The organism is Actinomadura harenae (assembly GCF_003696215.1).
Lineage (GTDB): Bacteria > Actinomycetota > Actinomycetes > Streptosporangiales > Streptosporangiaceae > Spirillospora > Spirillospora harenae.
The window spans coordinates 42,016-65,308 of record NZ_RFFG01000041.1; the positions used below are offsets into that span (position 1 = coordinate 42,016).

A 23,293-nucleotide genomic window follows, 5' to 3' on the forward strand; every position below is an offset into this window, starting at 1 on the left:
TAAGGACCGACCCCGCACCTCCACGCCGTGAAAGCAGCACAGTGACCAGCCGTCCGGAAGAACCGATCGTCATCGACGGTGGCGACAAAGCCTGCGTGCGCCTCCTCCTCGAACTCCGCGCCCACCTGGCCGGCCTCGCGCCGGGCACGCTCGTCCACCTCCTCGCGTCCGACCCGGCCGCCCCGATCGACCTGCCCGCGTGGTGCCACCTCACCGGCCACCACTACCTGGGCCCCGTCCCCGGGACGGGAGGCACTCCGGGCTACGCGCTCCGGGTCGCCGCCGAGGCGCGCGCGACCAGGCCGGACAGGCCCTGGCATCCGGCTCCGCAAGAGAACTGATCTTCCGGGAACCGGGGACGCGTCCGCCGCGTCACAGAACGCGTCTCTTGATCCCTCCGCTCCTGGAGCAGTGTTGTTGTCCACGCGTGCCCTCGTCGTCCCCGCCGCCCTCCTCACCGCCGTGGCGGTCACCGGGTGCAGCACCCACTCCCACCGGCGGCACCACGCCCCGGTCCGGCGCTCCTACCAGACCGTCACGGTGCCGAACGTCGTCGGAATGAACCACCAGAAGGCGCAGAACCTCATGCAGTCCCGCGGCCTGCGCAACCTCGCCGAGCGCGACGCCACGGGCCGCGGCCGCAAGCTGCTCATCGACCGCAACTGGGTGGTCGTCCGCCAGATCCCCACCCCGGGCGCCCGCGTCTCGTCCGGCACGCAGGTCACCCTCTACAGCAAGAAGTACACGGACTGACCCTCAGCAGTACTGAACGGTGAACGCCGCGGCCTCGAACCGCCGCGCGGCGAGGTCGCCGGGCCGCATGAGCCAGTAGATCGTCCCTACGTCTCCCCACTGCATCCCGGCGGCCTCGTCACTGTCGAACTGCGCGAGCGGCCTCCACCGCGACGCCTCCTCGGCAAGCCGCGGGTCATCGAACCCGACCCGCCCGGCGAACGCGGTGTACGCCGCGTCGAGCTCTACGGCGTCCTGGACGGGCCGCGCGTGCCCTCCCAGCCAGTGCATCGGCCACGGCATCACATCGGTGACCGCGTTGTAGATCGGCTCTGCGCTGCGGTAGTCGTCCATGAACGCCCGCTCGGACGCCCCCACCCGCCGCGCCGCCTCCTGGAACTCCGGGTGGGAGAAGTCCGGCCCGGTCGCGATCAGCCGGGCCCCGAGCTCGACCCGCGGATACGGCACGATGTCGCCCGGCGCCGGCCGCTCGGCGGTCTCCACCCCGGGCGGCAGGTAGAGCACCCGCGTCTCTGCGAGCGAGCCCTGATCCTCGCCTGCCACCTCGGGCACCGGCAGCTCGCTGCCCTCGTCGTCGAAGGAACGTCCGTCCTCGTTGTCGAGGTAGAAGAACAGCAGCGTGCCCTCGGCCGGCAGGTCCAGGTCGAGGGACGCCACGGGCAGCCGTCCGCAGTCCAGCGAGGCCACGAAGTTCAGCGACCACCGGCCCTCCCAGCTCGGCCAGGGCACGTCGCCGGGCAGGGAGGGCAGGCCGCCGAGCCGCCCCAGTGTGGGCTCGCCGTCGGTGCGGTGGCGTAGGTGGATCGCCGGGCGGATCAGAGCGATCCACTCTTCCGCCACGGCCGGCGGCAGGTGCCTGCGGGCCAGCTCTGTGAGTTGTTCCTCGAGAAAGATCACGACGGCATCCTGGCCGGGCGGTCCGACAAAGTGGTCTTTCCCGAGGACGGTGTTCGGGTGATCGTCAGGTGAGGACGGCGCCTCCGTCGAGGGTCATGATGGTGCCGGTGGCGTGGCGTTGGGTCATGGTGTAGAGGTACGCCTCGGCGATGTCGTCGACCTCGCCTACGCGGTTCAGGGGCGTCGCGGCGGCGGTGTCCGCGTAGAGCTGCTCGCGGAAGTCGTCGGGCAGCGACGCCCACAGGTTCGAGCGGACGACGCCGGGCATCACCGCGTTCACGCGGATCGGTGCGAGCTCGACGGCCAGGGCGCGCGTGAGGCCCTCCATCGCGCCGCAGATGCTGGCGGTGACCGCCGCGCCCGGCACCGGGCGCGGACCGGCGGTGCCGGTCGTCAGGGTGATCGAGCCGCCCTCGCGCAGCTTCGGCACGGCCGCCTGGACGGCGGCGAGCACGCCGAAGTAGCGCAGGGCGAAGAAGTCGCGGGCGGCGTCGAGGTCGATCTCGGTCACCGGCGCGAGCGGCAGCGGGTCGCCCGCCGTGTAGACGAGGTGGTCGATCTCGCCGAGCCGGGCGAACAGGTCGCGGACGAGCGCCGGGTCGGTGAGGTCGGCGACCTCGCCCGTGGATCCCGCGGGGAGCCGGTCGAGCGCGCGCTCGACGTTCTCCTTCCGGCTGGACGCCACGGTCACGACCGCGCCTGCCGCGGCGGCGGCCTCGGCGACCGCGAGCCCGATCCCGGACGTTCCGCCGAGCACCACCACGCGCTGACCCGCGAGCTTGTCGAAGGGGGGCATGTCGATCCTTTCCGATCTCTCGTTGCCCCTTCACGATGCGGCCGGGACCGCCGCCGCGTCCAAGACCTTCGCGCGGCGCTGTCATACCCTGAGGGCATCATGACCGACGTCGACCTGCGCAAGCTGCGCTACTTCGTGGCGGTCGCCGAGCACCTGCACTTCGGCCGCGCCGCCGCGTCCCTGCACATCGCCCAGCCGGTGCTGTCCCGGCAGATCCGGGCGCTGGAGAACGAGCTGAAGGCGACGCTGTTCGAGCGGGACCGGCGCTCGACCGCGCTCACCCCCGCCGGACGGCAGCTGCTCGCCGACGCGCCGTCCCTGCTCGCGGGCGCCGAGGCGCTGCGCCGCCGCGTCCGGCGGGCGGCGCGCGGGCCGCGCGTCTTCACGGTCGGGTTCATGCCGGGCCTGATCGTCACCGCCGCCGTGCGCGAGCTGGGCGCCCGGCATCCCGGGCTGTCGGTGGAGCTCGTCCGGACGACCTGGGAGGACCAGGTGGACGTCATCCGCGACGGACGCGTCGACGTGGGCTACCTCCGCCCGCCCGCCGACCTCCGGGGGCTGACGGTCCGCCCCTTGTTCACCGAGCCGCGCGTCGTCGTCCTCCCCGGCGACCACCGGCTGGCGGGCAGGGAGGGGATCGCCGCGGCCGACCTCGCCGACGAGCACCTGCTGCAGAACCCCGACGCCGTCCCCGAGTGGCGGGACATCGGTGTCGAGATGCGCCGGCGGAACCGTCCGGCGGCGCCCGTGTTCCACAGTGTGGAGGAGAAGCTCGAGCACGTCGCCGCGGGACGCGGCCTGGTGATCCTGCCGCTGTCGGTCGCGACGTTCTACACCCGTCCCGACATCGCCTACGTCCCCGTCGAGGACCTGGCGCCCACGGCCGTCCACCTCGCCTGGGACGCCGCCCGCCGCAACCCGCTGCTCACCGAGTTCGCGGAGATCGCCGCGTCGGAGGCAGCAGCCGTTCCTCGATGAGCGTTTCGAGCGCGTCGCGGATCGCCGCCTCGGTGTCGAGGGCCTTGGTGAACCCGGCCTGGCGCAGCTTGACGGTGCTCACGAACGCCCGGGGCCTTCCGGGGCGCCGTAGGCGAACGCGAAGTCGGCGGGCTGATCCCCCTTCCCGACGAGGAGCACCAGCCCGCTTGGCCGCCGGCCCCGTTCACCAGGTCGTTCGCCATGTCACGTCCTCTCCGCCCTTCCCCGCGCGGCGCGGCGCTTTCCGCCGTTCACGCTCTCGCACCTAACTTAGAGTCATGGTGGAGATGCCCAAAGTGAACGCGAGTCGCGAGCAGATCTACGAGACCGCCGGCCGGCTGTTCGCCGACCTCGGGTACGACGTCGTCGACCTCAAGCTGATCGCGGACGCGACGGGCCTCCCGACCTCCGAGCTCGTCGAGCTCGTCGGCGACAAGCCCACCCTGTACCTCAGCGTGTTCGCCTGGCTTCACCAGCAGGAACAGGAGGCCCTCGCCGGGGCGATCGAGGCGTTCACCCCCGACGCGGCCGGGGTCCAGGGGATCGGCGACGCCTTCCTCGACTTCTGCCTCTCCCACCGCGCGTTCGTCGGGATGTGGATGCACCGCTGGGCCGGGGACGCCGCCGACCTCGACGTCGAGACGCCGTTCGCCAAGCCCGTCCTGTCCACGATGTACCAGGTGATGTCGCCCGCCGTCCTGCCGGGCGTGGACGTGGAGCTGGCGATCTGGAACATCGTCTGGTGCGTCCACGGGTTCGTCCAGTTCGGCTTCATCGGCCAGGACGGGCAGGGCCACGGCAGCGACGAGCCCACCGGCGTCGGCCGGTTCCGCGACTACCTGCACGACCTCATCGCCCGCTTCACCAGGTCCGCGTCCTAGGACGGACCCGCGGAGGGCCGGTGTGCGCGGCGCCGCCGGACGTGGCCTAGATTCGTGTGCCGTGCGGATCATCTCTCTCAACGCCTGGGGCGGCGCGATGTTCGACGACCTCGCCCCCTGGCTCGGTACGAACGGCGCCGACGTCCTCTGCCTCCAGGAGGTGACCCACACCGCCGCGCTCGGCGGGTGGACGCGCTTCGACGACGCCGAGCGGTCCCTCCCGCAGCGCGCGGACCTGCTGGACGACGTCCGCACCCTGCTCCCCCGGCACCACCCCGTGTTCACCGTCAGTGACGCCGGTCCCGTCCGCGACCACGAGGGGACCGTCCACCGGCAGGACTTCGGCGTCGCGACGTTCGTCGGGGAGACGTTCCCGCTGGTCGCGACGCGGACGGCGCTCGTCCATGGCGAGTACTCCGAGCATCCGGACGAGTGGCCGCCCGGCGACCGGCCCCGGGCGGCGCTGGCCGTGCGGGTCCTGGACCGCGCGTCCGGACGGTTCGTCACGGTCGTCCAGCTGCACGGCCTGCGCGACGCCGGCGGCAAGGGCGACACCCCGGCGCGGCGCGACCAGGCCAAGCGGCTCGCCGACCTGGTCACCGACGCGCGCGAGGACGGCGACCTGGTGGTCGTGTGCGGCGACCTCAACCTGCTGCCGGACAGCGAGACGTTCGAGGTGCTCGCCGGGATCGGGCTGACCGACCTCGTCCGCGAGTCCGACACCCGGACGTCCCGGTACCTCAAGCCGCTGCGGCACGCGAGCTACCTGCTGGTCTCCGACCCGTCCGCGGTGCGGCGGTTCGAGATCCTCGCCGAGCCCGAGGTGTCGGACCACCGGGCGCTGATGCTCGAGGTCTGATGCTCGAGGTCTGATGCCCAAGGTCGGAGGCCCGCCGGTCTCCGGTCAGTCGGCGTCGAGCAGCGCCCGGCGGAGGGTCGAGCCGGGTGCCGTCGCGGTGCTGGTCAGGGGGGCCGTGAAGATCTCGGGGTCGTGGTACACCGGCTGGCCGTTGGGGCGCCGGGTGTAGGCGACGATGCCGTAGTCGATGCCGTCGCCGCGGTCGAACGCCGTCCAGACGATGGCCTCCTGCTCGCCGTCGCGCAGTCCCTGGTTCGACACGGGACGCCCGTTCAGCACGGCGCCGGGGCCCATCGCGATGATCATGGGGACGGCGATGACCCACCGGTCCGCGCGGATCCGCCGCGCCTGGGCGGCGGCGCGCCGCTCGAAGGCCTCGGCGGCGGGGTCGTCGCGCAGGTACTCGTAGTCCGACAGGGTCAGGTGGCGGTCTCCGACCAGGCCGCAGATCGCCGGGCACTGCCGCGCGGTGATGTTGCGTTCGAGGCGTCCGACCACGTCGAGCAGCAGGTCGAGCGTCGCCTCGTTCATCGTCGGGCCTTCCGTGCGCGGTCGGGATCGTCCCTGATGATCCTGCCGCGTGACGCCGACCCCGGCCAGTTTCGTCACCGCACTCCGCCCCCGTGTCGGTGTCCGGTGTCGAGATGCCTTCGGCCGGGCCCGGCCCGGGTGTGGGGCCGGGCCGGGCCCGGACCTGGGTCAGCGTTCGTCGACGACCTCGGTCACCTCGACGGTGACGTCACTGGTCAGGGCGAAGGCCCGCGCGGACTCGGGGAGCTTCGGCGCGCCGGCCACGGCGGCCTCCATGAGCTCGGCCGACTCCCAGCGCCAGAGGTCGACCCAGGTGCCGTCCCCGGCCCGGGTCAGCCGCGCCTCGTCCAGGCCCGGATAGGCCGCGCGGATGGCGGCGACCAGGTCGTTCCGCCTGGTCAGCACCTCCTCGACGGTGGACGTCCCGGTCTGGTAGCGCGTGGTGCGGAGGACGGTCATCACTGGACCTCGTTTCTAGAGTTGACTTCTAGTGACTTAATCTAGAGATAGACTCCAACCATGAGCGAGGTCAAGCCCCCGGGGAAACGGGCGCAGAAGGCACAGGAGACCCGGCGCCGGATCCGCGCGGCGGCGTTCGAGGCCTTCCGGGAGCAGGGGTACGGCGCGACCACCCTCCAGGACGTGGCCGGGCGCGCCGGGGTGGCCGTCCAGACGATCTACTTCGTCTTCGGCAACAAGCGCACGCTGCTGAAGGAGCTGCTGGACGTCACCGTCGCGGGCGACGACCGGCCGCTCACCACCATGGAGCGCCCCTGGTACGTGGACGCGCTGGCCGCCGAGACGGCGCCGGAGATGGTGCGCGCCTACGTCGCCGGGACGAGCGCGGTCCTCGAACGCGTCGCGCCGCTCACCAAGATCGCCCGCGAGGCCGTCGCCAGCGACCCGGAGGTCGCCGCCCTCTGGCCGGAGGACGCGGACCCGCGCTACACCGTCATCAAGAACGCGGCGACGGCGCTGCACGCCAAACCCGGCGCGCGGGCCGAGTTGTCCGTGCGGGACATGGCCGACGTGCTCTACGGCCTGCTCAGCCCCGAACTGTTCCTGCTGTTCACCGTCGAACGCGGCTGGACGGTGGAACGCTGGCGCGACTGGGCCGTCGGCACGCTGCTCGTCCAGCTCTGCTCAGACTGAAGTCCCCCAGGAAGCGGTCTCCAGGTCTCCCAGGTCGTCCACGGCCACGCGGTCGTCGCGCGCCAGCGCCTCGATCATGGCCGTGGCCTCGTCGCGCGTGACGTGGCGTCCCCGGGAGTGGCGGTGGGCGGGCTCGGGCGTCTCCAGCCAGAGCCTCGGCTCGCCGGGCCCCTCCCACCTCATCTGGACGACGCCGTCCGACCGTCCGGTGAGGACCAAGTGGTTGCCGTCGGTGGGAGCGAGCGCGTCCAGCCAGCGGAGGCATTCGTCCAGGGAGGCCGGATGATCGCCGTCGTCATCGCGGCGTCGCTCGGCGTCCCTCACCCGCATCATCAGCATGTGCTCGGGCGGCGTCCGCGTCTCGAACATGGCGGGCTCGAAGTCGGCCCCGGCGAACAGCGGGCCGAAGGCGGCCGGGGCCGAGAGCCTCGGGACGTCCACGTCGACGGGCTCGTCCCGCCCCGGGATCTGGAGGGTCCCGCGCAGCCGGTCCCATTCGCGGTGGACGCGCAGGTCGTGGCCGCGCATGTCCCTGAGCGACACCCGGACGCCGTCCGGCAGGACGGGCAGATCGTGCTCGAACACCAGCTGCGCGCGCGTGAGTCCCGGCTTGGAACTCCTGCGGCTGTTGCGGTTGTGCCGGAACGGGCCGCCCTTGCCGCTGTCCAGCCGCAGCACGTCGACCCTCGGCGACGGTTCACGCGTCCAGTCGTAGTGCCGGATCGACAGGTTCTTGCCGATGACGCCCGGCCAGAAGGCCTCGTACTCCTCACCGTCGGCGGCCTCCGACCGGTGCACCGGGATGACCTGCATCCCGCGCTCCGCCAGCGGCCCGTCCTTGAAGAAGGTCGTGTTCCCGGGGCCGAGGAACACGGCCCGGTCGAGCGGAAACCCTGGAACCTCGATCGGACGCAACCGGACGATCGAGGCGTTCGCGGGGTCGCGGTCGTCAGCGAGGTCGTCCACGGCGTCCAGAAGTGCGGCGACGACGTCGTCCCGGTACCCCTTGTTCGCATGGACGACCAGAACCCGCTCACCATGGATCCGGTACACGAAGGTCCCGATGAAGCCCTTCTCCACCAGCACGTCATGACGTCCGATCCGCGCGGGCACCGCAGGGTCGGAACGCCTCTCCTGGATCAGGTCGACAAGGGAAGCATCATCCGGCATGCGAGACAACCTAGCCCTTTCCACTCCTCCCCCCACCCAGGTTTCGGGGCGTCTCCTCCTGTGGGCGGGGACACACGTTCGGCGTGTCGGTTCGGGCGCTTGGTGCCGAGGGGGTGAGTAGCGTTGCGGTGACTCTGCAGCAGGGAGGCCGCGGTGCACGAATCCTCGTCCAGAATGCCCGAAACGGTGGCGGACACGGTGGTCGCGCAGTTCGCGGACGCCGTGTCGCACGGGTGGTGGGGCGCGTGGGTGGCGTGCCACGCCCTCGTCCGCAACGGGCGGGGCGAGGTGCTGCTGTTGCAGAGGTCCGGCACCGGCTACCGGGACGGATGGTGGCATCCGCCCGCGGGCAAGCTCTCCCCCGGAGAGGACGTCACCTCGTGCGTGGTGCGGGAACTGGCCGAGGAGACGGGGCTTCACGCGGACCCGGAGACCGTGGCGCCCGCTCACGTCATGCATCGCCGCAACGACTCGCCGCCCGGTCCGTTCGGGACGCTGCTCGACTTCTACTTCTGGTGCGACGCCGTCTCGGGTGAGCCGAAGGTGATGGAACCGGACCGGTGCTCCGGGCTGATGTGGGCGTCCCCTTCCCGGCTGCCCGCTCAGACGATTCCGCACATCGTCCAGGTCTTCGAAGAACTACAGGACGGCGCCTTGCTGAGCCGTCGCGGATGGGACAACACATGAGGCTGGGGACGCGTCCGTCGGCGCTCGCGATGACGCAGGCGCGGACCGTCGCGCAAGAACTGGAGCGGTCGCACGGCGGGCTGCGGGTCGAGATCGTGCCGATCAGCACCAGCGGCGACCGCCACCAGGGGATCGGCGACCTGGTCGCGCTCGGCGGCAAGGGCGCGTTCGCGAAGGAGATCGACCGCGCCCTGGTGGACGGTGAGATCGACGCGGCCCTGCACTGCGCCAAGGACCTGCCCGGCGACGTCCCCAGGCCGGACGGTGTGGTCTTCGGCGCGTGCTTGGAAGGCCAGGACACCGGCGACATCGCGGTGTTCGGCGCGGACGCCGACGTGCGGAACCTCGCCGACCTGGAGGCGGGGGCGCGGGTGGGGACGTCGTCGGTGCGGCGGCACGCGCAGCTCGTCCAGCGGTTTCCCCGGCTTCGGTTCGAGCCCGTCCGGGGCAACGTGGACACCCGGCTCGCGAAGCTCGACCGCGGCGACTTCGCGGCGGTCGTGCTGGCGCGGGTCGGGTTGCAGAGGCTCGGTATCGAACGTTCGCACGAGCGGCTGGACATCGTCCCGGCGATCGGCGCCGGAGTGCTGGTCGTGGAGCGCCGGGCCGGGGACGACGCGGCGGCCGAGCCGGTCGGCGCGCTCGACCATGCGCCGACCCGGCGGCGGCTGGCCGCCGAGCGGGCGTTGCTGTCGGTGCTGCGCGGCCACTGCCACACGCCGATCGCCGGGCACGCCCGACCGGCCGACGATGACGGGCTGGAGCTGCGGGCGGCCGTGTTCTCCTCCGACGGCCGCCGCATGATCTCCGCGTCCGGGGTCGCGCCCGCCTCCCGGGCGGAGGAGCTCGGCGAGACGGTGGGCGGGGAGCTCATCGCCAAGGGCGCGCGCGAGCTGATCGAGGAGCCGGCGGCGTCCTCGGAGTGACGCGCCTGCGGGTCAGTCCCGTGGACGGCGGCGGAGGGCCTTCGTCCGGGTGACGATGGCGCCGAAGAGGGCCAGGCCCCGGACGGCGACGCGCGGCGTGCCGGCCTTGCCGATCCGGCGGGTGGCGCTCTTGTCGAAGACGCCGAACAGGCCGAGGCCCTTGACATCCACCTCGACGTCGTCGGGGAACACCATCCGGGTGCCGCCCCAGATGGAGAAGGAGCGGATCTGGGTCTCCTGGCTGCTGAAACGCGCCTCGGAGAAGTCGAGGACGCCGCCGCCCCACATCGTCCAGAGGGTCATCTTCGGCGGGACGACCCACTCGCCCGTGCGCTCGAAGCCGCCGAAGATGCCGACGAGGAAGCTCCGCGAGGTCGGGGCGCGGTCGACGACGAGCGCGTCCCGGGGACCCGGCTCGGGCAGGCCCCGGCAGGCGGACTCGAGGTCGCCCCGGGTGCGCGCCCGGAAGACCTCGTCCAGGCGGGGTCCGAGCTCGTCGAGCGCCAGGCGCCCGCTCTCCACGGCGGCCCGGACGCGGACCTCGGCGCGGGTGCGGTCGTCGTCCGAGGCGAGGATGTCCGGGCGTGCCTCGGGGGTGTCCGGGCGTGCGGCGGGGACGGGGGGTTCGGGGGTCTCGGTCACTTCGTCCTTCCTTCGAGGTGGGCGGCGAGCACGGTGGACAGGGCGGCGCGGTAGGCCTCGTCCCGGTCCGGGTCGTCGGGGTCGTGCCCGAGGTCGGTGAGCCAGTAGCGGCGTCCGATCGCGTAGCCGTAGGCGCCCGACATGCACAACAGGACGACCATCTCGATGCGCGCGCGGTCGGGGCCGTCCGGTCCGGGCAGGACGCTGCGGACGCCGTCCTCGATCGCGTCGACGAGCTTGGCGAGGCTGACCGTGGACCTCTCGACGTCCCAGTCGTGGAGCTGCGACCAGGTCCAGAGCCGGACGTAGCGCTCGTCCGCGAGGATGTCGAAGAGCACCTCGGTCATCCCGCGCGCGTACGGCACTCCCCCGTCGGCGCGCATGCGCTCGCGCACAAGGTCGCGTTTGCGTTCGTTCTCGCGTTCCAGGACGGCCCGCACGAGCGCCCGGTACGTGCCGAAGTAGTGGGTGACCAGGCCGTGCGTCACGCCGACGGCCTCCGCGACGCGGCGCAGGCCCACGCCGTCCGGGCCGTGGCGGGCGATGAGGTCGGTCGCGGCGTCGAGGATCTCCTCGCGTGCCTGCTCGGGCGTCCGCCTGCGCCGTCCGGTCATGACCCCTCCTATTGGCAGGGTGGACAATACCTTGTTGTCCACCCTGCCAACAAGGGTCGCTACGGAACGAGTGAACCCGCGGTCGTCCAGTCCTTGGTGATCGCGTGCTGTGCGGCGGCGAGCGTGACCTGACCCGCGCACAGGGCCTTGTAGAGCTTGAACTCGACGGTGTCCTTGGGGTTGGGCGACGCGCCCGGCTCGGGCCACAGGTTCTTCGGGTCACGGGGCGCGCCGCCGAGACTGAGCGGGATGAAGTGGTCCTCCTCGTAGGAGGACGGGTTCGTGTCTCGGTAGCCGTACTCGGCGATCTGCCGCCGCTTCAGCGCGCCCGTGTACGACGCGGGTGGACGGATCCGCTTGGTGTAGCCCGCGACGCAGACCGTCCGGTGGATGTTCGCCTGCGTGACGTCCGGGTTGAGCGCGCCCGGTGTGCACCGCGCGTCCGGCCTGGTCGTCGCGGGATCGACGCTGGACGCGTGACACGACCCGGGCGGCAGCGCACTCGTCCCGGCGCGGCCACCGACGTGCGGCACGGCGTGCGGCACGCCGTGCGGCACGCCGTGCGGTGCGGCGTGCGGTGCGGCGCTCGCGGGTCGGGCGGGAGCGGCCCAGGACGCGGTCACGAGCGCCGCGACTCCGCACGCGGCGAGGGTCTGGGCGGTGTGGACATGAAGCACATCGACTCCCCGGTGATCGAGCCGCCGACCTTCACGCGACGGCTGGAACGATCAGGAGCCTCCCCGCGGCCGGGTCACCGAAAGCTGTGCGACAGGTGAAGACAGCGCAGGTCAGAGCTCGGGTAGCTGCCCGCTGAGCGCGGTCCTCCAGCGCATCCCGCCCGCCAGCGGCTCGAGGTGGCGGGCCGAGGTCACCTTCACGGTGAACGGCGCGTACGGGCGCTCCTCGAAGGGACGGTCGAGCAGCTCGTAGAGCGCGTCCTCGTGCAGGCGCTCGGGCGGACGCCCCTGCGGCAGGTTGGCCGGACGGCCCAGGTCGTACGACATGATCATGCCGTCCGCCCGGCGGCGGAACTCATCCGGCTTCGGCCTCAGCGTCACGAAGTGGCGTCCGTCCTCCCTCCCTATTCCGCCGTACGGATGGAGGTCGTCCTTGTATACCTCGGACGCCTTGACCCGGGGTTCCCGCAGTTTCTTGGACCCTTCCTTAAGGAGATGACCCCCGGCGTCCACCCAGACTCTCTTGCCGAAGAGAAGTTCTTCGAGCTCGCGCATCGCCGCGGCACCGGAAGCCTCCGAAGCAAGACGAACTCCTTCGTCCCGGTCGAAAGGGGCCTGCTCGAACGAGAATCCGTTCAGCATCATCGACCAGGCGTCCATGAGAAGCTGCGCGGGAAACGTCTTCCCCTTCGGAAAACTCGCCGCGTCCGGGTTGTACAGATGCACGCGCCCGGTCAGCGTCCGGTCGTCGCACTCATCGAAGGAAACGATGTACAGATCGGTCATGCGGCCCCACCGTAGTGATCAGGACCGACAGTCGGCGCCGAAGGATTCAGGGACGGTCGATCCCCATGGCCTCAAGGTTGTCGACCACGATCTCGGCCGCGTCCTCCATCCCCACGGCCGTCAGCCAGTCGGCGAACCTCCAGCCGTACTCGGCCATCGGCCCACGTTCGCGCTCCGGCGGCACGGGCCCGAACGTGCTCTCCAACCACACCTTGTAGGCGCGGCGAGTCTCGATGTACGACCGGCGGTCAGGAGCGATGTCGTCGGGGTCGTCCTGGGCGAGCTCATGGAAAAGGTCACGCAGATCGTGTGCGGCGACGTAGAGGTCACCTTCATCCCCGAAGAAGATGACAGGCAGGGCAGAAAGGTCGGCGTCATCGTCGTACCGCCACAACGCATAGGACGAGCCCGACACCGTGGCCCGCGCGAACGAGATGATCCGCGCATCGAACTCCGGCGCCTCGTCGTCCGACCAGGCCACCCCCTTCCCGTACTCACGCAGCTCAAAGCCGGGCGAGAAGAAGTCCGCAGACCGATCCTGGAACCCCTTGAGCAGGTTCAGTTCCGGAATCGGCGAGTAAGCGTCACTCACAGGGCACCTCGACCTCCAGCTCTTGCCGCATCTCGACCACATGCATGACGTCCGAAGGTACACGCCGAATCAATCAATTCTCAGCCATTCAAGCCAATCCAGAGCGCACTCAACACTTTCCGCAGCTCCCCGCCCACAGCCGCCCCGCCAGCCGAGTCGTGGCTGCCTGCTCCGTGCGCTCGCTGGAGAACCATGACGCGACACCTTGTTCGGCACGTCGGGGCCTGCCAGTAGGCGCGGTGCGATCTGGGAGGGACGGCGTCCCAGGGCCGGGGTTCCCGCTGCCGGCGTCGGCGTGTTCGCGGTGTTCCCGATGCCTGCGGCCGTCGGTCGGTAGCTTCGGTGTGTGCGTGATGCCGATCTGGAATGGGTGCAGCTGTCTGAAGGCGCGCCCGCTGGTTTCTTGAAGGTTTGCTCCCGTGTGTACCGGTATCCGGACGGCCGGGAGGAGCCTTGGGACATTCTGCTGGGCGGGTCGACCGTGGCGGTCCTTGCTCTGACCGAGGACGAGCAGGTCGTTTTGGCCAGGCAGTACCGGCCGGGCCCGGATGCGGTTTTGCTGGAGATGCCGGGCGGGAACGTGACCGGCGCGGAGGACGTCCTCGGGGCCGCTCTGCGTGAGTTGCGCGAGGAGACCGGTTATGAGGCTGAGTCGGCTGCGGTCGTCATGCAGACGTGGCTCGCGTCGTACGCGACGCACCGCCGGCATGCCGTCGTCGCGCGGGACTGCAGGTGGGTCGGGGAGCAGCGGCTCGACGACGCCGAGTTCATCGAGCCGGTGCTGATGCCGATCGGGGAGTTCATCGCGCATGCGCTGGGCGGTCAGCTGACCGACACCGACATGGCCCTCGCCTGCCTCGTCGCCGCTGGGTACTTGAAGCAGACGACCTGATCAGCCGAGGTTCGCCTCGGCGACGGTCCGCCGGTCGGTGGTCATCGACTCTGACAAGCGCCCAGTCGCGGTCATCGAGTTCACCCAGGTAAGGGTCGTCCCGCTCGGGCAGGTCGATCTCGCTCATGTTGTGGACGAGGGCGAGGGAGGCACCAGCGTGGCCGAATGGCGAGCCTGTCACGACTGTCAAGGAGTGTCCGCGGACATGACCGGGCACGTCGTGACACCGCTCCTGATGGCACTTGCCGTCCCTGCCCTGTTCTCGTGGTCTCGCGGGTCCTCGGCAAGCTGACGCACGGACAGGACCTCTGCCGTGTCGTCGCGGACCCGCGGGACATCGGGATCACCAGAAGGAGAACGACATGCGGAACACACTGCGCGGCGCTGCGGCCGTCCTCACCGCCGCCACTGCGATGGGCGGCTCCCTGCTGCTCAGCGGAGTCGCCGAGGGGGCGGTCATGCCGTCGGGCGGCATGAGGAGCCCTGAGGTTGTGGCGGCCGGGCCCAACGGATGCGTCCACGTCAGGCACATCCTCAACAACGGTGTGCAGGCGACGAACGTGAGCTGCGGCCGGACCGTCCAGGTTCGGGTCATCTGGAGCACGCCCCCCAACAGCATGACCTACGCGATCGGTGAGGGCGGGTCGCGGGACTACTACCCGCACTTCTCCTGGCAGCACTACGAAACGATCGAGATCTCCTGACCTGAGGACGGCTGCTGACGGCGCGATGCCCCTGCGCACGGGGGTGGTGGGGGGATCGCCCGTCAGCTGTGCCGGAAGCTCAGCACCGCGACGGACGGCAGCGGTGCCCGGTTGAGGTGCTGCAGGATCGTCACCTGGCCGGTGCAGCTCGTCCCTGCGAAGAGCCGCTGCCGTTCCCGGCTGTTGTTCTGGACTGAACGGGCCACGAACGGCAGGGGTTGGCAAGTGCTGTCGGTGAAGTAGTCCGGTGGCAGCGTGATCTTCCTGCCGATGAAGTTCGGCTCCGGCCAGAAGCAGACGCTCCCGTCGACGCAGTCCGGGACGCCCGGCGCCGTGGTGGCTTCGGGCGCGCCGTCGCCCGCGTACCGGCCCATGAACAGGGCGACCGCGACACCGGTCACCGCCGCTGTCGTCCCTGCAACGGCCACCACCGTCACCGCCAGTCGCCGCGACACCCGGTGCACGCCTGTCGGCCCTGTCGGGTCACCCGCGCGCTTCGCACGTGCGGCGGACTCCTCGATCCGCTGCCGAACGGGCTCCAGGCCGTCCAGGACGCCGAGCCTGTCGCATCCGTGCAGGTAGCAGCGGAGTTGCTGCGCGGTGGGGAGCGCACCGTTCTCGATGTTGGAGACGCGCTGGCGGGTCAGCGCGTCCCGGTCGATGTTCGAGTGCCTGGCCACGGCCTGCTGGGTGAGCCGTCCGCGCAACTTCCGCAGGTACTCCCCGAACTCCTCGGCCGAGATGATCTCGCTAGCGTTCACCTGCACTCCATCACACCGGGCGCCGGACACTAATCGTATCCAGGTGACCACGTTCTGAAGCGGCGTCGATGCCGGCGGGGGTGTGTGGGCGTCCGCCGGCTGCGTCGGCGATCTTGTCTGCGAGTGGGGCGCCCGTTGTGTGAAAGGGATCTGGGCGGCGAGCGGAGAAGGAGTGACGACCATCCTCCCGGAGAAGGTGCCCATGCTGGACTCAATGGAAGGGACGGCAGCGTGACCGCCCCGCCCGACACGGCCCCGACGGACGCGGAGCTGCTCGCCGCGTCCGTGCAAGACGGCGACCACTTCACCGCCGTGTACGACCGGTACTACGCCGACGTCCACCGGTACGTCGCCGGGCGCCTCGGTCCGCAGACGGCCGAGGACGTCGTGGCCGAGACCTTTCTCACCGCGTTCCGCCGCCGCGACACGTTCGATCCGTCCCGCGGGTCCGTGCGGCCCTGGCTGTTCGGGATCGCGACCAACCTCATCGCCCAGCACCGTCGCACCGAGACCCGCCGCTACAAGATGCTCGCGCAGGTCGTCGTGGAACGTGACCCGGCCGGACACGAGGACCGGGTCGCGGCCTCGGTGTCCGCCGAACGACTCCAGCCGTCGCTGGCCCGCGGGCTCGCCGCGCTGTCCCACAAGGACCGCGACGTCGTGCTGCTCAAGGCCCTCGCCCAGCTCACCCACGAGGAGATCGCCGACGTCCTCGGCGTCCCGTACGGGACCGTCGGCTCCCGCCTGAGCCGAGCGCGCAAGAAGCTGCGCGCCGGTCTGCCCGCCCACTCGGAAGGACTGTGACCTTGGACGAACTCGAGATGATCGCCACCATGCTGGACGAGCCGCCGACGGCGGAGAGCGAGGCCGCCGTCCGCCGGCGCCTTCTCAGCGGGACGAGCGAGCCCGAGCCGCCGAAGCGCCGCGCCCAGCGCCGTCCCATCCTGTGGAGCGGCTTCGGCCTGGCGGCCACCGCCGCCGCGGTCACGGGGGCGGTCGTCCTGTCCTCGGGGACGACTCCGCGCGCGCCCGACGCCGGCCACGGGCCTGAGGCCGTGCAGCCGATGTCGGCGAAGACCGTGCTGCTCACCGCCGCCGAGCACGCCGAGACCGCGCCGGCCACCGGCCAGTACTGGCACGTCCTGCGGATCCAGTCGAACGCCTTCTACAACGAGCGCGGTGACTACTGGATGCTCGGGCAGCAGCTCATCGGGCAGTGGAGCCAGCGGGACGGCCGGTCCTGGACCGGATTCCGGGGGCTCGGCGCCGTGCCCATGACCCCCAAGGACGCTCCCGCCTTCAAGCGGGCCGGTTCCCCCGACCCGGCCCCGATCTCCCCCGCCCTCATGAAGGACACCGGGACGAAGACCTTCTCGGTCTGCGACGCGGCGATGACGTTCAAGCAGGTCCAGGCGCTGCCGGCCACCCCTGGCGCACTGAAGAACGCCTTGAAGCGGGCGATCCCCCGCAAGCACCCCACAGCAGGCGGGACGGCGGACGAGGTCGTGAAGAACTGCGTGTCCGACCTGCTCAGCTCCGTCCCCGCACCGCCGAAGGTGCGCGCCGCCGCCTACCGGATGCTCGCCACCATGCCCGGGGTCACCTCGATGGGCCAGGTCACCGACGAGCGCGGACGCAAGGGCTTCGGCCTGCGCGTGCGGGTCATGCCTGAGGTCACCGACACCGTGATCATCGACCCGGACTCCTCGCTCGTGCTGAGCACGACGCGCACCCTTCCCAACGTCCCCGGCAAGGTCCAGAAGGAGCTGTACCTCCAGGCCGACTGGACCAACAGCCCCCCGAGCATCCCCAGCCTCCCCTGACCACCGACGTGTGGCGTGTCGCCCTCATGTGGGGCTACGGCAGGGCGACGCGCCACATCCCCAGGTGACTGGGACGAGAAGACCCCGAAATGCACACGCATTCCGGGGTCTTCTCGTGCGGGTTGGCGGCTTGGCGACCACGTCGCGTGGCGGTTCAGGGGTGCAGGAGGGGCAGGCCGGCCCTGGGCGGGTGCTGAACAGTCCGGCCACGATCCCCGTCGGTTATGCCCGCGCCTCGGTGACGCAGGGGATCCGGCGTCCAGGAGCGCGTCCCCGGCCGCGAGACCGACCTACCCGCCACCGATGACGACGGTCTTCACGTCCTTCATCGCCGGGCTTGGCTGGGGTGTGCCAGGTGGAGGGCCTCCTCGGCTGTTCGGGCCCGGACCACCAGGGAGCGGTCCTGGTCTGCGACGAAGCCTTCGGCGTGGGCGTGGTCGAACAGGTCGATCAGGGGTTGGAAGTGGCCGGTGTCGTCCAGCAGGATCACCGGTTTCTCGTGGAGGCCGAGCTGCGCCCAGGTGATCATCTCGAGGAGTTCCTCCAGGGTGCCGTAGCCGCCGGGAAGCGCGATGAAGGCGTCGCCGAGTTCATGCATCAGCATCTTGCGCTGGTGCATGGTGGGGACGACGCGCAGGTCGGCCAGGTCGGGACGGCAGAACTCGCGGCGTTTCAGCGGTTCGGGGATCACGCCGATGACCTCGCCGCCGTGGCCGAGCGCGGCGTCCGACAGGGCGCCCATCATCCCCACGCCGCCCGCCCCGTAGACGATGCCGACGCCCCGTTCCGCGCAGGCGCGTCCCAGGTCGGCCGCGAGGGCGCGGTGGTTCGGCCGGACTCCGGGGGCGGCGCCGCAGAACACCGTCACGCGCGGCGGTTTCCGGTGGCCCGCGCGGGGCGCGGGGACGCGTGGTGGGGCGGGGCGCATCAGGTGGTCCAGTTCGCCGAGCGGGACGGTCAGCAGGTCGGTGTCGCGCGGGCCGGTGCCGATTCCGCTGACCGGCAGGTCCAGGTAGCGGCTCACGAAGTCGGCCAGGGCGCGGGCCTCGGCGGGCAGGTCGGCGTACCGGCGGACGGCGCGGGTGGACGTCCGCCAGCCCGGCAGGTAGGCGTACATCGGCGCGCATCCGGCGAGGTAGGCGTGGTCCGGTTCGAAGGGCAGGTAGCGGCGGCCGTCCCGTTCGTAGCCGACGCAGACGCCGATGAGGTCGAAGCCGTCCAGGACGTCCAGTTTGGTCAGCGCGACGCTGGTGTTGCCGTTCAGCTCGGCGGCCCAGCGGGCGTGCGGCAGGTCGAGCCAGCCGCAGCGGCGCGGGCGTCCGGTGGTGGTGCCCGTCTCCTGCCCGCGTTCGCGCAGGCGGGCGCCGAGTTCCCCGGTGTCCTCGGTGACGAACGCGCCGTTCCCGACCATCGTCTGGTAGCACTTCAGGACGCCGACGCGGTGGTGGATCCGGGTCAGGTCCAGGCCGGTGCCGCTCGCCACCGAGTGGATCGCCGTCGCGGACGTCGTCACATACGGGTAGATGCCGTGGTCGAGGTCGATGAGGGGGCCCTGGGCGCCCTCGAAGAGGATCGAGTAGCCCGCGTCGGCGGCGGCGTTGAGCAGCCGCACCGAGTCGACGCTGTGCCTCTGGAGGAAGTGGCGGTGTTCCTCCAGCCACGCCAGGCTCTCGGGCACGTGCTCGTCGGGCAGGCCGAGCAGGGCCGCGCTCTGCCGGATCCGTCCCTCGACGACCGCCATGTCGTCCAGGTCCCGGACGCGGACGCCGCTGCGGTTGGTCCTGCACACGTTGGCGGGGCCGATGCCGCGCTGGGTGGTGCCGATCGCCCGGCCGTCCTTGCGCAGTCCGTCCTCCTGCCGCGCGTCCGCCAGCAGGTGCAGCGGAAGGACGAGGTGGGCGCGGTCGCTGAGCAAGAGCCGTCCGGAGCAGTCGACGCCCCGCCGGGCGAGGTCGGTGATCTCGGCGGCGAGCGTCCCGGGGTTCAGCAGGACGCCGTTGGCGATGACCCCGACCGTCCTGTCGTGCCGCAGCCCGGACGGCAGCAGGTGCCCCTTGAGGACGACGTCGCTTCCCTCCGCGTCACGGAACACGGTGGTGTGGCCGGCGTTGTCACCGCCCTGCACCCGCACGACGATCTGGTGGGACGGCGCGAGCCGGTCGGTCATCGCGCCCTTGCCGCCGTCGCCCTGCTGCATGTCGCTGATCCAGGTGAGCCGCTGACTCCTCGGCAACTCCAGCCCGCGCCGGGTGAGCAGCTCCAAGAGTTCGCCGCGCCGCCGCTCGCGGTGCCGCCGGGCCTCACCGGCGTGCCCGTCCAAGGACGGTGTGACGGTGGGCCCGGTCATCGCCGGTCACCCGGCCCGTCCGGTGCGGTGGCCCGGACCAGCTCGAACAGCCGGTGCTCGACGTGCGGGTCGGGTGGGGCGGCGAGCGCGGCGAGCAGGACGGCATGCCACCGGTTCGCGGCGGCGACCGTCTCCATCGTCGTCCGGTCCCCGATGTCGCCGAGGCCGAGGAACAGCCTGCCGCCCGGTGCCAGGACGTCCGCCGCGCCGCCGAGGTAGGCGCGCAGGCAGCGATGCCCGATGTCGAAGACGCCCTTGGCCAGGTCCGGGTCGTGGTCGCCCGCCTCGGGGAGGGAAACGTAGGGGATGTTCCAGAAGACGGCGTCGTAGGGAGCGTCCTGGCGCACGGCGGAGAACACGTCGCCGACGAGGGCGCGCACCCAGGGCACCCCGTGCCGGGCCGCGTTCCGGGCCGTCGCGGTGACCGCGGACGGGTTGACGTCGACGGCCGTCACCGCCGCGCACCCGGCGAGCGCCGCCGTGACCGAGGTGACCCCTGCGCCGCTGCCGACTTCCAAAAACCGGCCGCCGATGGGGTACGGCAGGGCGCGGGTGTAGAACTCGGTGCCGTGGGTGTGGACGGGTGAGAAGACGCCTTCGGCGAGTTCCCAGCGGCGTCCCATCAGCGTGAAGTCGCGCGCCCCTTCGGCCCGTGCGTGACCGATGAGCCGGAGACCCTCGTCCAGTCCGGCCGCGTGCCGCTCGCCTGTCATCGTCCCTCCCTGGATGACCGCGCAGCTCACCAGCGCGCGGGAATGCGGACCGGCCGCCTGATCGTGAGCGCCGAGTGCCAGTCCAGCCGTCCGGCCAGGCCGTCGAGCCGGGCGTCCGGGAGCCGCTCGACCAGGGCCGAGAGCGCCTCGGTCATCTCCATCCGCGCGAATCCGGTCCCCGGGCAGTAGTGGTGGCCGAGCCCGAACGCCAGGTGCGGGTTCGGCGTCCGCGCCGGGTCGAACCGGTCCGGCGCGGCGAACGCGCACGGGTCGCGGTTGGCGATGTCCAGGCTGAGCAGCACCAGTTCGCCCGCGCGGATCGGCGTGCCCTCGACCTCGACGTCCGCAGTGGCGATGCGCGGTATGCCGTCGTGCACCCACAGCGCGTACCGCAGGAACTCCTCCACCGCCGAAGGCATGAGCGCCGGGTCCTCATGGAGGCGGCGCATGAGGCCCGGGTCGCGGAGCAGTGTCAGGACGGCGTGCGCCAGCACCCCGACGGTGCTCTGCGCCACGATGAACATCGCCCCGGCGAGGATCACGGCCTGCTCCACGTCGATCTCGCTCCGCACGGCGACGTCGTGCACCCGTTGGAGCAACCCGTCGCGAGGGGCCCGCGTCTGCACGAGCAGGTAGGCGCAGTACTCCTCGTACGATGCCCGTAGTTCCTCGGGGGTGTGGACGCTCATGCTGGTCCCCACCTGGCCCCAGGTGTCGAGCGTGTCCGCGTCCTCGAACGGCAGGCCCGCCATCGCGCAGGCCACCCGGGTCGGCAGCGGCGCCACGAAGTCCGCGAACAGGTCGGCGGGCGGCCCGCTCCGGACGAGGCCGTCCAGCAGTTCCCCGGCGGTGGCGCGGGCGAGCGGCCGCAGTTCCTCGACCGCCGCCGGGCCAAGCGCCCGCATGATCTCACTGCGCACGCCAACGGACCGCGCGACCTCCATCGAAGTGATGATCTCCGGCGGCACCGTGGGCGTGTCCTGCCGGGGGACGCCCGGACGCGCCGTCTCGGAGTGGCTGAACCGCGCGTCGCCGAGCACCGCGCGGGCGGCGTCGTACCCCGTGACCAGCCAGGCGACGTCACCGGTGTTGGTCCGCACCCGCGTGACCGGCGGCAGCTCTCGGTACTGTGCGGCCACTTCGTCACCCCGTGCGCTGAACGGGAAGCGCGGCAGGTCGTCGTCCGCCACGGTCACTCCCCCGAAGTCCGGCAACCAGGACACACTGCTGCGAACGCCGGGGACAGCGGGGCGCGCACGCCGCTGTACGACTCGACGGGGAAGCAGTCGTCGGCCACTGGACAGGCAGTGGCCCACCCTCCCGAGGGCACCATGGGCACGCTCCTCTCTGCGGACCGCCGACGGAGAAACCGCGATCAACTCATTGCAATGAGTAATTAGTCAACCACGCTACGAAGCTGATCGCTTGCGAGACTTGCCTGCCGACACACCGACACCACCCTTGCCGAACGGGCCGTTTGGAAACGCGACAAGCGCTCCGCACGGCCCGATCGGCCCTCATGACGCGTCCCGCCGGTCCCGGACCGGATCGATCGGCGGACGTGGCGGCTCGTCCATCCGTCAGGCGGCCTCGAAGTCGGCTCGAGGGTCTCGGCGGCCGCCTCGGTGACGTCGTGCTCGTGGATCGGGGCCTGTCCCGACCCGAGGAACGGCGCCCGGATCGGCGCGCCGGACCGGATCTGCCAGGCCCAGGAGAGCAGGTTGTTCGCGAAGGTGACGGGCCGCAGGATCGTCCAGGCGTCGGTGCGGGAGGTCACGGCGGTGACGAGGACGGTCGAGAGTTCTCCTTGGGAGGTTCGGGCCCGTCCGCCCGGCCTGAGATCCAACCTAGGGAGGGTTTGGGTCATTTTCTGTTCACATCTCCGCCGGTTGGCGAGACAGGGCCCAGCGGACGGTCATCCACGACACGCCGCGGGCCGGACCCACGCGGGGACCGACCCGTGAAAGCCGCCTGTCGGGGCTGATGCCGGGGACACCCGTTGGCACTGAGAACGATCTCGTTCAGTGGGTGCATCGGAATTGGAAAGACTTCCCGACGGGGCCTTTCTCCCAAGCACCGCCGTCGCGGACCAACGCCTGGTCCGGGCCCGGATGCCGCCACGCGTGGACGGTCCTGATGTACTGGCCCCAGTCGGACAAGGGAGTGGCGACTGCGGCGAAGGCGAGGTGTTCAGATGCCGACGGCGATCGCGTGGGAATTCCAGCACCTGTACATAGGGGTGAACGTGACGGTCAGCGTCGCGTACATGTTCGGGAAGGGCGATCGGAAGGGGGCGCAGTTCGCGACCGCCGCTCCGTTGAGCACCCTCTCGGTCAACGACCCGACCGTGATGGAGGTGATCGGGCAGGGCCTGTCGCACAACTGGGTCCTGGACTCCAAGGGCTACGTCCAGGACCAATGGGTCTACTTCTCCACCATCGCCAACCGCTCCGACCACGACACGTGGTTCGACCTGGCGATCGGGGGGCTGTACTGATGACCGGAACCCCGAAGATCCGCCTGCAGGTCGTCGCCGACGCCGACGGCCGTATCCTCGCCGCCGCCAACCTGGCGAACGTACGCGGCGGTGACGCGCCGACCCGGGTCTTCTTCCGACCACTCGACGGCCAGACCGTGCACGAGGTCGACGCTCCAGCCGAACTCCTCCAGGGCAAGCCGGACGCGATCCGCGACTACCGGATCGACACCACGTCCTCCACCCTGGTCAGGCGCGCGGACCAGTAACCCCGCGAAGGCGCCGGCCCCGAGGCCCCGGGCACCGCCGGACGAGGCGCTCGCCGTGGCCGCCGCGCTCGCGTCCTCGGCCGCCAACGGTGCCGTCGGCAGAGGCGAGGTCGCGCTCACCGCGCTGGCGAAGACAGAGCAGGTGATGCCGCAGGCGTCGGCGACGGGCGTCCGCTTCGAACCGGAAGGAGTACCCGGGGGCGCCCCGGTCGCGTCCGCGCTCCTGCGGGACCGTGCCGCGGCCTTCACCTTCGCCGCCGACCCGCGCTGAAGGCCTTGGCCGGCGCGGCGCGAGCTTCCACTCCAAGATCGAAATGTCGGGCGATTTCCGCGCTCGGCCTCCTCGTGAGGCGGCTCGGCGTGTTCT

29 protein-coding genes and 1 pseudogene are annotated in these 23,293 nt (G+C 71.2%); 16 read left to right on the forward strand and 14 right to left on the reverse strand.

The features are described from left to right. Positions 1 to 41 precede the first annotated feature (41 nt). Both EBO15_RS22570 and EBO15_RS45420 read left to right on the forward strand, forming a co-directional pair. Complete coding sequence (locus EBO15_RS22570; RefSeq protein WP_122196424.1) at positions 42 to 341, forward strand: sulfurtransferase TusA family protein; 300 nt, start codon at positions 42 to 44, stop codon at positions 339 to 341. A gap of 76 nt (positions 342 to 417) precedes the next feature. Then, complete coding sequence (locus tag EBO15_RS45420; RefSeq protein WP_199744738.1) at positions 418 to 753, forward strand: PASTA domain-containing protein; 336 nt, start codon at positions 418 to 420, stop codon at positions 751 to 753. A gap of 3 nt (positions 754 to 756) precedes the next feature. Here the strand turns inward: EBO15_RS45420 and EBO15_RS22580 are convergent, their stop codons facing one another. Further along, on the reverse strand, positions 757 to 1,650 hold the full coding sequence (locus EBO15_RS22580; protein WP_122196425.1) for a DUF1963 domain-containing protein: 894 nt from the start codon (positions 1,648 to 1,650) through the stop codon (positions 757 to 759). Positions 1,651 to 1,714: 64 nt separating this feature from the next. Continuing rightward, positions 1,715 to 2,446: an SDR family oxidoreductase gene (locus EBO15_RS22585; protein ID WP_122196426.1), complete on the reverse strand. Its 732-nt coding sequence runs from the start codon at positions 2,444 to 2,446 to the stop codon at positions 1,715 to 1,717. Between the two features lie 99 nt (positions 2,447 to 2,545). Here EBO15_RS22585 and EBO15_RS22590 point away from each other — a divergent pair, with 99 nt between their 5' ends. The 3 genes from EBO15_RS22590 to EBO15_RS22600 all read left to right on the forward strand — a co-directional run bounded on the left by EBO15_RS22590 (position 2,546) and on the right by EBO15_RS22600 (position 5,164). Beyond that, positions 2,546 to 3,424, forward strand: a complete 879-nt coding sequence (locus tag EBO15_RS22590; protein WP_122196427.1) for a LysR family transcriptional regulator — start codon at positions 2,546 to 2,548, stop codon at positions 3,422 to 3,424. Positions 3,425 to 3,702: 278 nt separating this feature from the next. Continuing rightward, a complete protein-coding gene (locus tag EBO15_RS22595) occupies positions 3,703 to 4,305 on the forward strand; it encodes a TetR/AcrR family transcriptional regulator (protein ID WP_147481615.1) in 603 nt (200 codons plus the stop codon). A gap of 61 nt (positions 4,306 to 4,366) precedes the next feature. Then, entirely contained in the window at positions 4,367 to 5,164 is a 798-nt protein-coding gene (locus tag EBO15_RS22600; protein ID WP_122196429.1) for an endonuclease/exonuclease/phosphatase family protein, read from the forward strand. 45 nt (positions 5,165 to 5,209) lie between these two features. On the opposite strand, the gene EBO15_RS22605 is transcribed toward EBO15_RS22600, so the two are convergent. Both EBO15_RS22605 and EBO15_RS22610 read right to left on the reverse strand, forming a co-directional pair. Beyond that, positions 5,210 to 5,695: a hypothetical protein gene (locus tag EBO15_RS22605; RefSeq protein ID WP_122196430.1), complete on the reverse strand. Its 486-nt coding sequence runs from the start codon at positions 5,693 to 5,695 to the stop codon at positions 5,210 to 5,212. A 168-nt stretch (positions 5,696 to 5,863) separates the two neighbouring features. After that, complete coding sequence (locus EBO15_RS22610) at positions 5,864 to 6,154, reverse strand: hypothetical protein (protein WP_122196431.1); 291 nt, start codon at positions 6,152 to 6,154, stop codon at positions 5,864 to 5,866. Positions 6,155 to 6,214: 60 nt separating this feature from the next. On the opposite strand from EBO15_RS22610, the gene EBO15_RS22615 reads away from it, so the two are divergent. Then, complete coding sequence (locus tag EBO15_RS22615) at positions 6,215 to 6,847, forward strand: TetR/AcrR family transcriptional regulator (RefSeq protein ID WP_122196432.1); 633 nt, start codon at positions 6,215 to 6,217, stop codon at positions 6,845 to 6,847. Here the strand turns inward: EBO15_RS22615 and EBO15_RS22620 are convergent. Beyond that, on the reverse strand, positions 6,839 to 8,017 hold the full coding sequence (locus tag EBO15_RS22620) for a hypothetical protein (protein WP_147481616.1): 1,179 nt from the start codon (positions 8,015 to 8,017) through the stop codon (positions 6,839 to 6,841). The genes EBO15_RS22615 and EBO15_RS22620 overlap by 9 nt on opposite strands. Before the next feature lie 174 nt (positions 8,018 to 8,191). On the opposite strand from EBO15_RS22620, the gene EBO15_RS22625 reads away from it, so the two are divergent. Further along, positions 8,192 to 8,704, forward strand: a complete 513-nt coding sequence (locus EBO15_RS22625) for an NUDIX domain-containing protein (protein ID WP_122196434.1) — start codon at positions 8,192 to 8,194, stop codon at positions 8,702 to 8,704. Continuing rightward, on the forward strand, positions 8,701 to 9,630 hold the full coding sequence (hemC, locus tag EBO15_RS22630) for a hydroxymethylbilane synthase (protein ID WP_122196435.1): 930 nt from the start codon (positions 8,701 to 8,703) through the stop codon (positions 9,628 to 9,630). The genes EBO15_RS22625 and hemC overlap by 4 nt, the downstream gene beginning before the upstream one ends. A 12-nt stretch (positions 9,631 to 9,642) precedes the next feature. Here the strand turns inward: hemC and EBO15_RS22635 are convergent, their stop codons facing one another. From EBO15_RS22635 to EBO15_RS22655, 5 genes are all read right to left on the reverse strand, one after another. Continuing rightward, complete coding sequence (locus EBO15_RS22635; RefSeq protein WP_122196436.1) at positions 9,643 to 10,272, reverse strand: DUF1707 domain-containing protein; 630 nt, start codon at positions 10,270 to 10,272, stop codon at positions 9,643 to 9,645. Beyond that, on the reverse strand, positions 10,269 to 10,886 hold the full coding sequence (locus EBO15_RS22640) for a TetR/AcrR family transcriptional regulator (protein ID WP_122196437.1): 618 nt from the start codon (positions 10,884 to 10,886) through the stop codon (positions 10,269 to 10,271). Before EBO15_RS22640 ends, EBO15_RS22635 begins: the two co-directional genes overlap by 4 nt. Before the next feature lie 59 nt (positions 10,887 to 10,945). Continuing rightward, positions 10,946 to 11,563: a hypothetical protein gene (locus EBO15_RS43720; protein ID WP_147481617.1), complete on the reverse strand. Its 618-nt coding sequence runs from the start codon at positions 11,561 to 11,563 to the stop codon at positions 10,946 to 10,948. Between the two features lie 111 nt (positions 11,564 to 11,674). Next, the gene (locus EBO15_RS22650) at positions 11,675 to 12,349 is read right to left on the reverse strand and encodes a hypothetical protein (protein ID WP_122196439.1); all 675 of its coding nucleotides are present in this window, start codon (positions 12,347 to 12,349) and stop codon (positions 11,675 to 11,677) included. A gap of 46 nt (positions 12,350 to 12,395) precedes the next feature. Continuing rightward, positions 12,396 to 12,941 carry a hypothetical protein gene (locus EBO15_RS22655; protein WP_122196440.1) on the reverse strand — a complete coding sequence of 182 codons (546 nt, stop codon included), beginning with the start codon at positions 12,939 to 12,941 and terminating at the stop codon, positions 12,396 to 12,398. 346 nt (positions 12,942 to 13,287) lie between these two features. Between EBO15_RS22655 and EBO15_RS22660 the strand changes: the two genes are divergently transcribed. The 3 genes and pseudogenes from EBO15_RS22660 (at position 13,288) to EBO15_RS22670 (ending at position 14,537) form a co-directional block, all read left to right on the forward strand. Further along, entirely contained in the window at positions 13,288 to 13,833 is a 546-nt protein-coding gene (locus EBO15_RS22660) for an NUDIX hydrolase (RefSeq protein ID WP_122196441.1), read from the forward strand. Positions 13,834 to 13,846: 13 nt separating this feature from the next. Continuing rightward, positions 13,847 to 14,125 (forward strand): annotated as a pseudogene (locus EBO15_RS22665) (ASCH domain-containing protein); the annotation flags it as partial. Between the two features lie 70 nt (positions 14,126 to 14,195). After that, entirely contained in the window at positions 14,196 to 14,537 is a 342-nt protein-coding gene (locus EBO15_RS22670; RefSeq protein ID WP_122196443.1) for a hypothetical protein, read from the forward strand. 62 nt (positions 14,538 to 14,599) lie between these two features. On the opposite strand, the gene EBO15_RS22675 is transcribed toward EBO15_RS22670, so the two are convergent. Then, on the reverse strand, positions 14,600 to 15,298 hold the full coding sequence (locus tag EBO15_RS22675) for a peptidase inhibitor family I36 protein (RefSeq protein WP_158628332.1): 699 nt from the start codon (positions 15,296 to 15,298) through the stop codon (positions 14,600 to 14,602). Between the two features lie 231 nt (positions 15,299 to 15,529). Here EBO15_RS22675 and EBO15_RS22680 point away from each other — a divergent pair, with 231 nt between their 5' ends. Together EBO15_RS22680 and EBO15_RS22685 are read left to right on the forward strand one after the other, a co-directional pair. Then, complete coding sequence (locus tag EBO15_RS22680; RefSeq protein WP_199744739.1) at positions 15,530 to 16,102, forward strand: RNA polymerase sigma factor; 573 nt, start codon at positions 15,530 to 15,532, stop codon at positions 16,100 to 16,102. A gap of 2 nt (positions 16,103 to 16,104) precedes the next feature. Beyond that, complete coding sequence (locus tag EBO15_RS22685) at positions 16,105 to 17,121, forward strand: CU044_5270 family protein (RefSeq protein ID WP_122196445.1); 1,017 nt, start codon at positions 16,105 to 16,107, stop codon at positions 17,119 to 17,121. Between the two features lie 325 nt (positions 17,122 to 17,446). Here EBO15_RS22685 and EBO15_RS22690 read toward each other — a convergent pair whose 3' ends face one another. Genes EBO15_RS22690 through EBO15_RS22700 form a run of 3 tightly spaced genes read right to left on the reverse strand, consistent with a single transcriptional unit; the run spans position 17,447 to position 21,371 of the window. Next, positions 17,447 to 19,468, reverse strand: a complete 2,022-nt coding sequence (locus tag EBO15_RS22690) for an adenylosuccinate synthetase (protein WP_122196446.1) — start codon at positions 19,466 to 19,468, stop codon at positions 17,447 to 17,449. After that, positions 19,465 to 20,181, reverse strand: coding sequence for a methyltransferase (locus EBO15_RS22695; protein ID WP_122196447.1), 717 nt, complete (start codon positions 20,179 to 20,181; stop codon positions 19,465 to 19,467). Before EBO15_RS22695 ends, EBO15_RS22690 begins: the two co-directional genes overlap by 4 nt. Before the next feature lie 26 nt (positions 20,182 to 20,207). Continuing rightward, positions 20,208 to 21,371, reverse strand: coding sequence for a cytochrome P450 (locus tag EBO15_RS22700; RefSeq protein ID WP_147481618.1), 1,164 nt, complete (start codon positions 21,369 to 21,371; stop codon positions 20,208 to 20,210). Positions 21,372 to 22,375: 1,004 nt separating this feature from the next. Between EBO15_RS22700 and EBO15_RS22710 the strand changes: the two genes are divergently transcribed. From EBO15_RS22710 to EBO15_RS22720, 3 genes are read left to right on the forward strand one after another with little or no spacing between them, the layout of a single operon-like run. Further along, entirely contained in the window at positions 22,376 to 22,678 is a 303-nt protein-coding gene (locus EBO15_RS22710; protein WP_122196449.1) for a hypothetical protein, read from the forward strand. Continuing rightward, entirely contained in the window at positions 22,678 to 22,926 is a 249-nt protein-coding gene (locus tag EBO15_RS22715; protein WP_122196450.1) for a hypothetical protein, read from the forward strand. The genes EBO15_RS22710 and EBO15_RS22715 overlap by 1 nt, the downstream gene beginning before the upstream one ends. 55 nt (positions 22,927 to 22,981) lie before the next feature. Then, complete coding sequence (locus tag EBO15_RS22720) at positions 22,982 to 23,197, forward strand: hypothetical protein (protein ID WP_122196451.1); 216 nt, start codon at positions 22,982 to 22,984, stop codon at positions 23,195 to 23,197. The last annotated feature ends 96 nt before the right edge of the window (positions 23,198 to 23,293 follow it).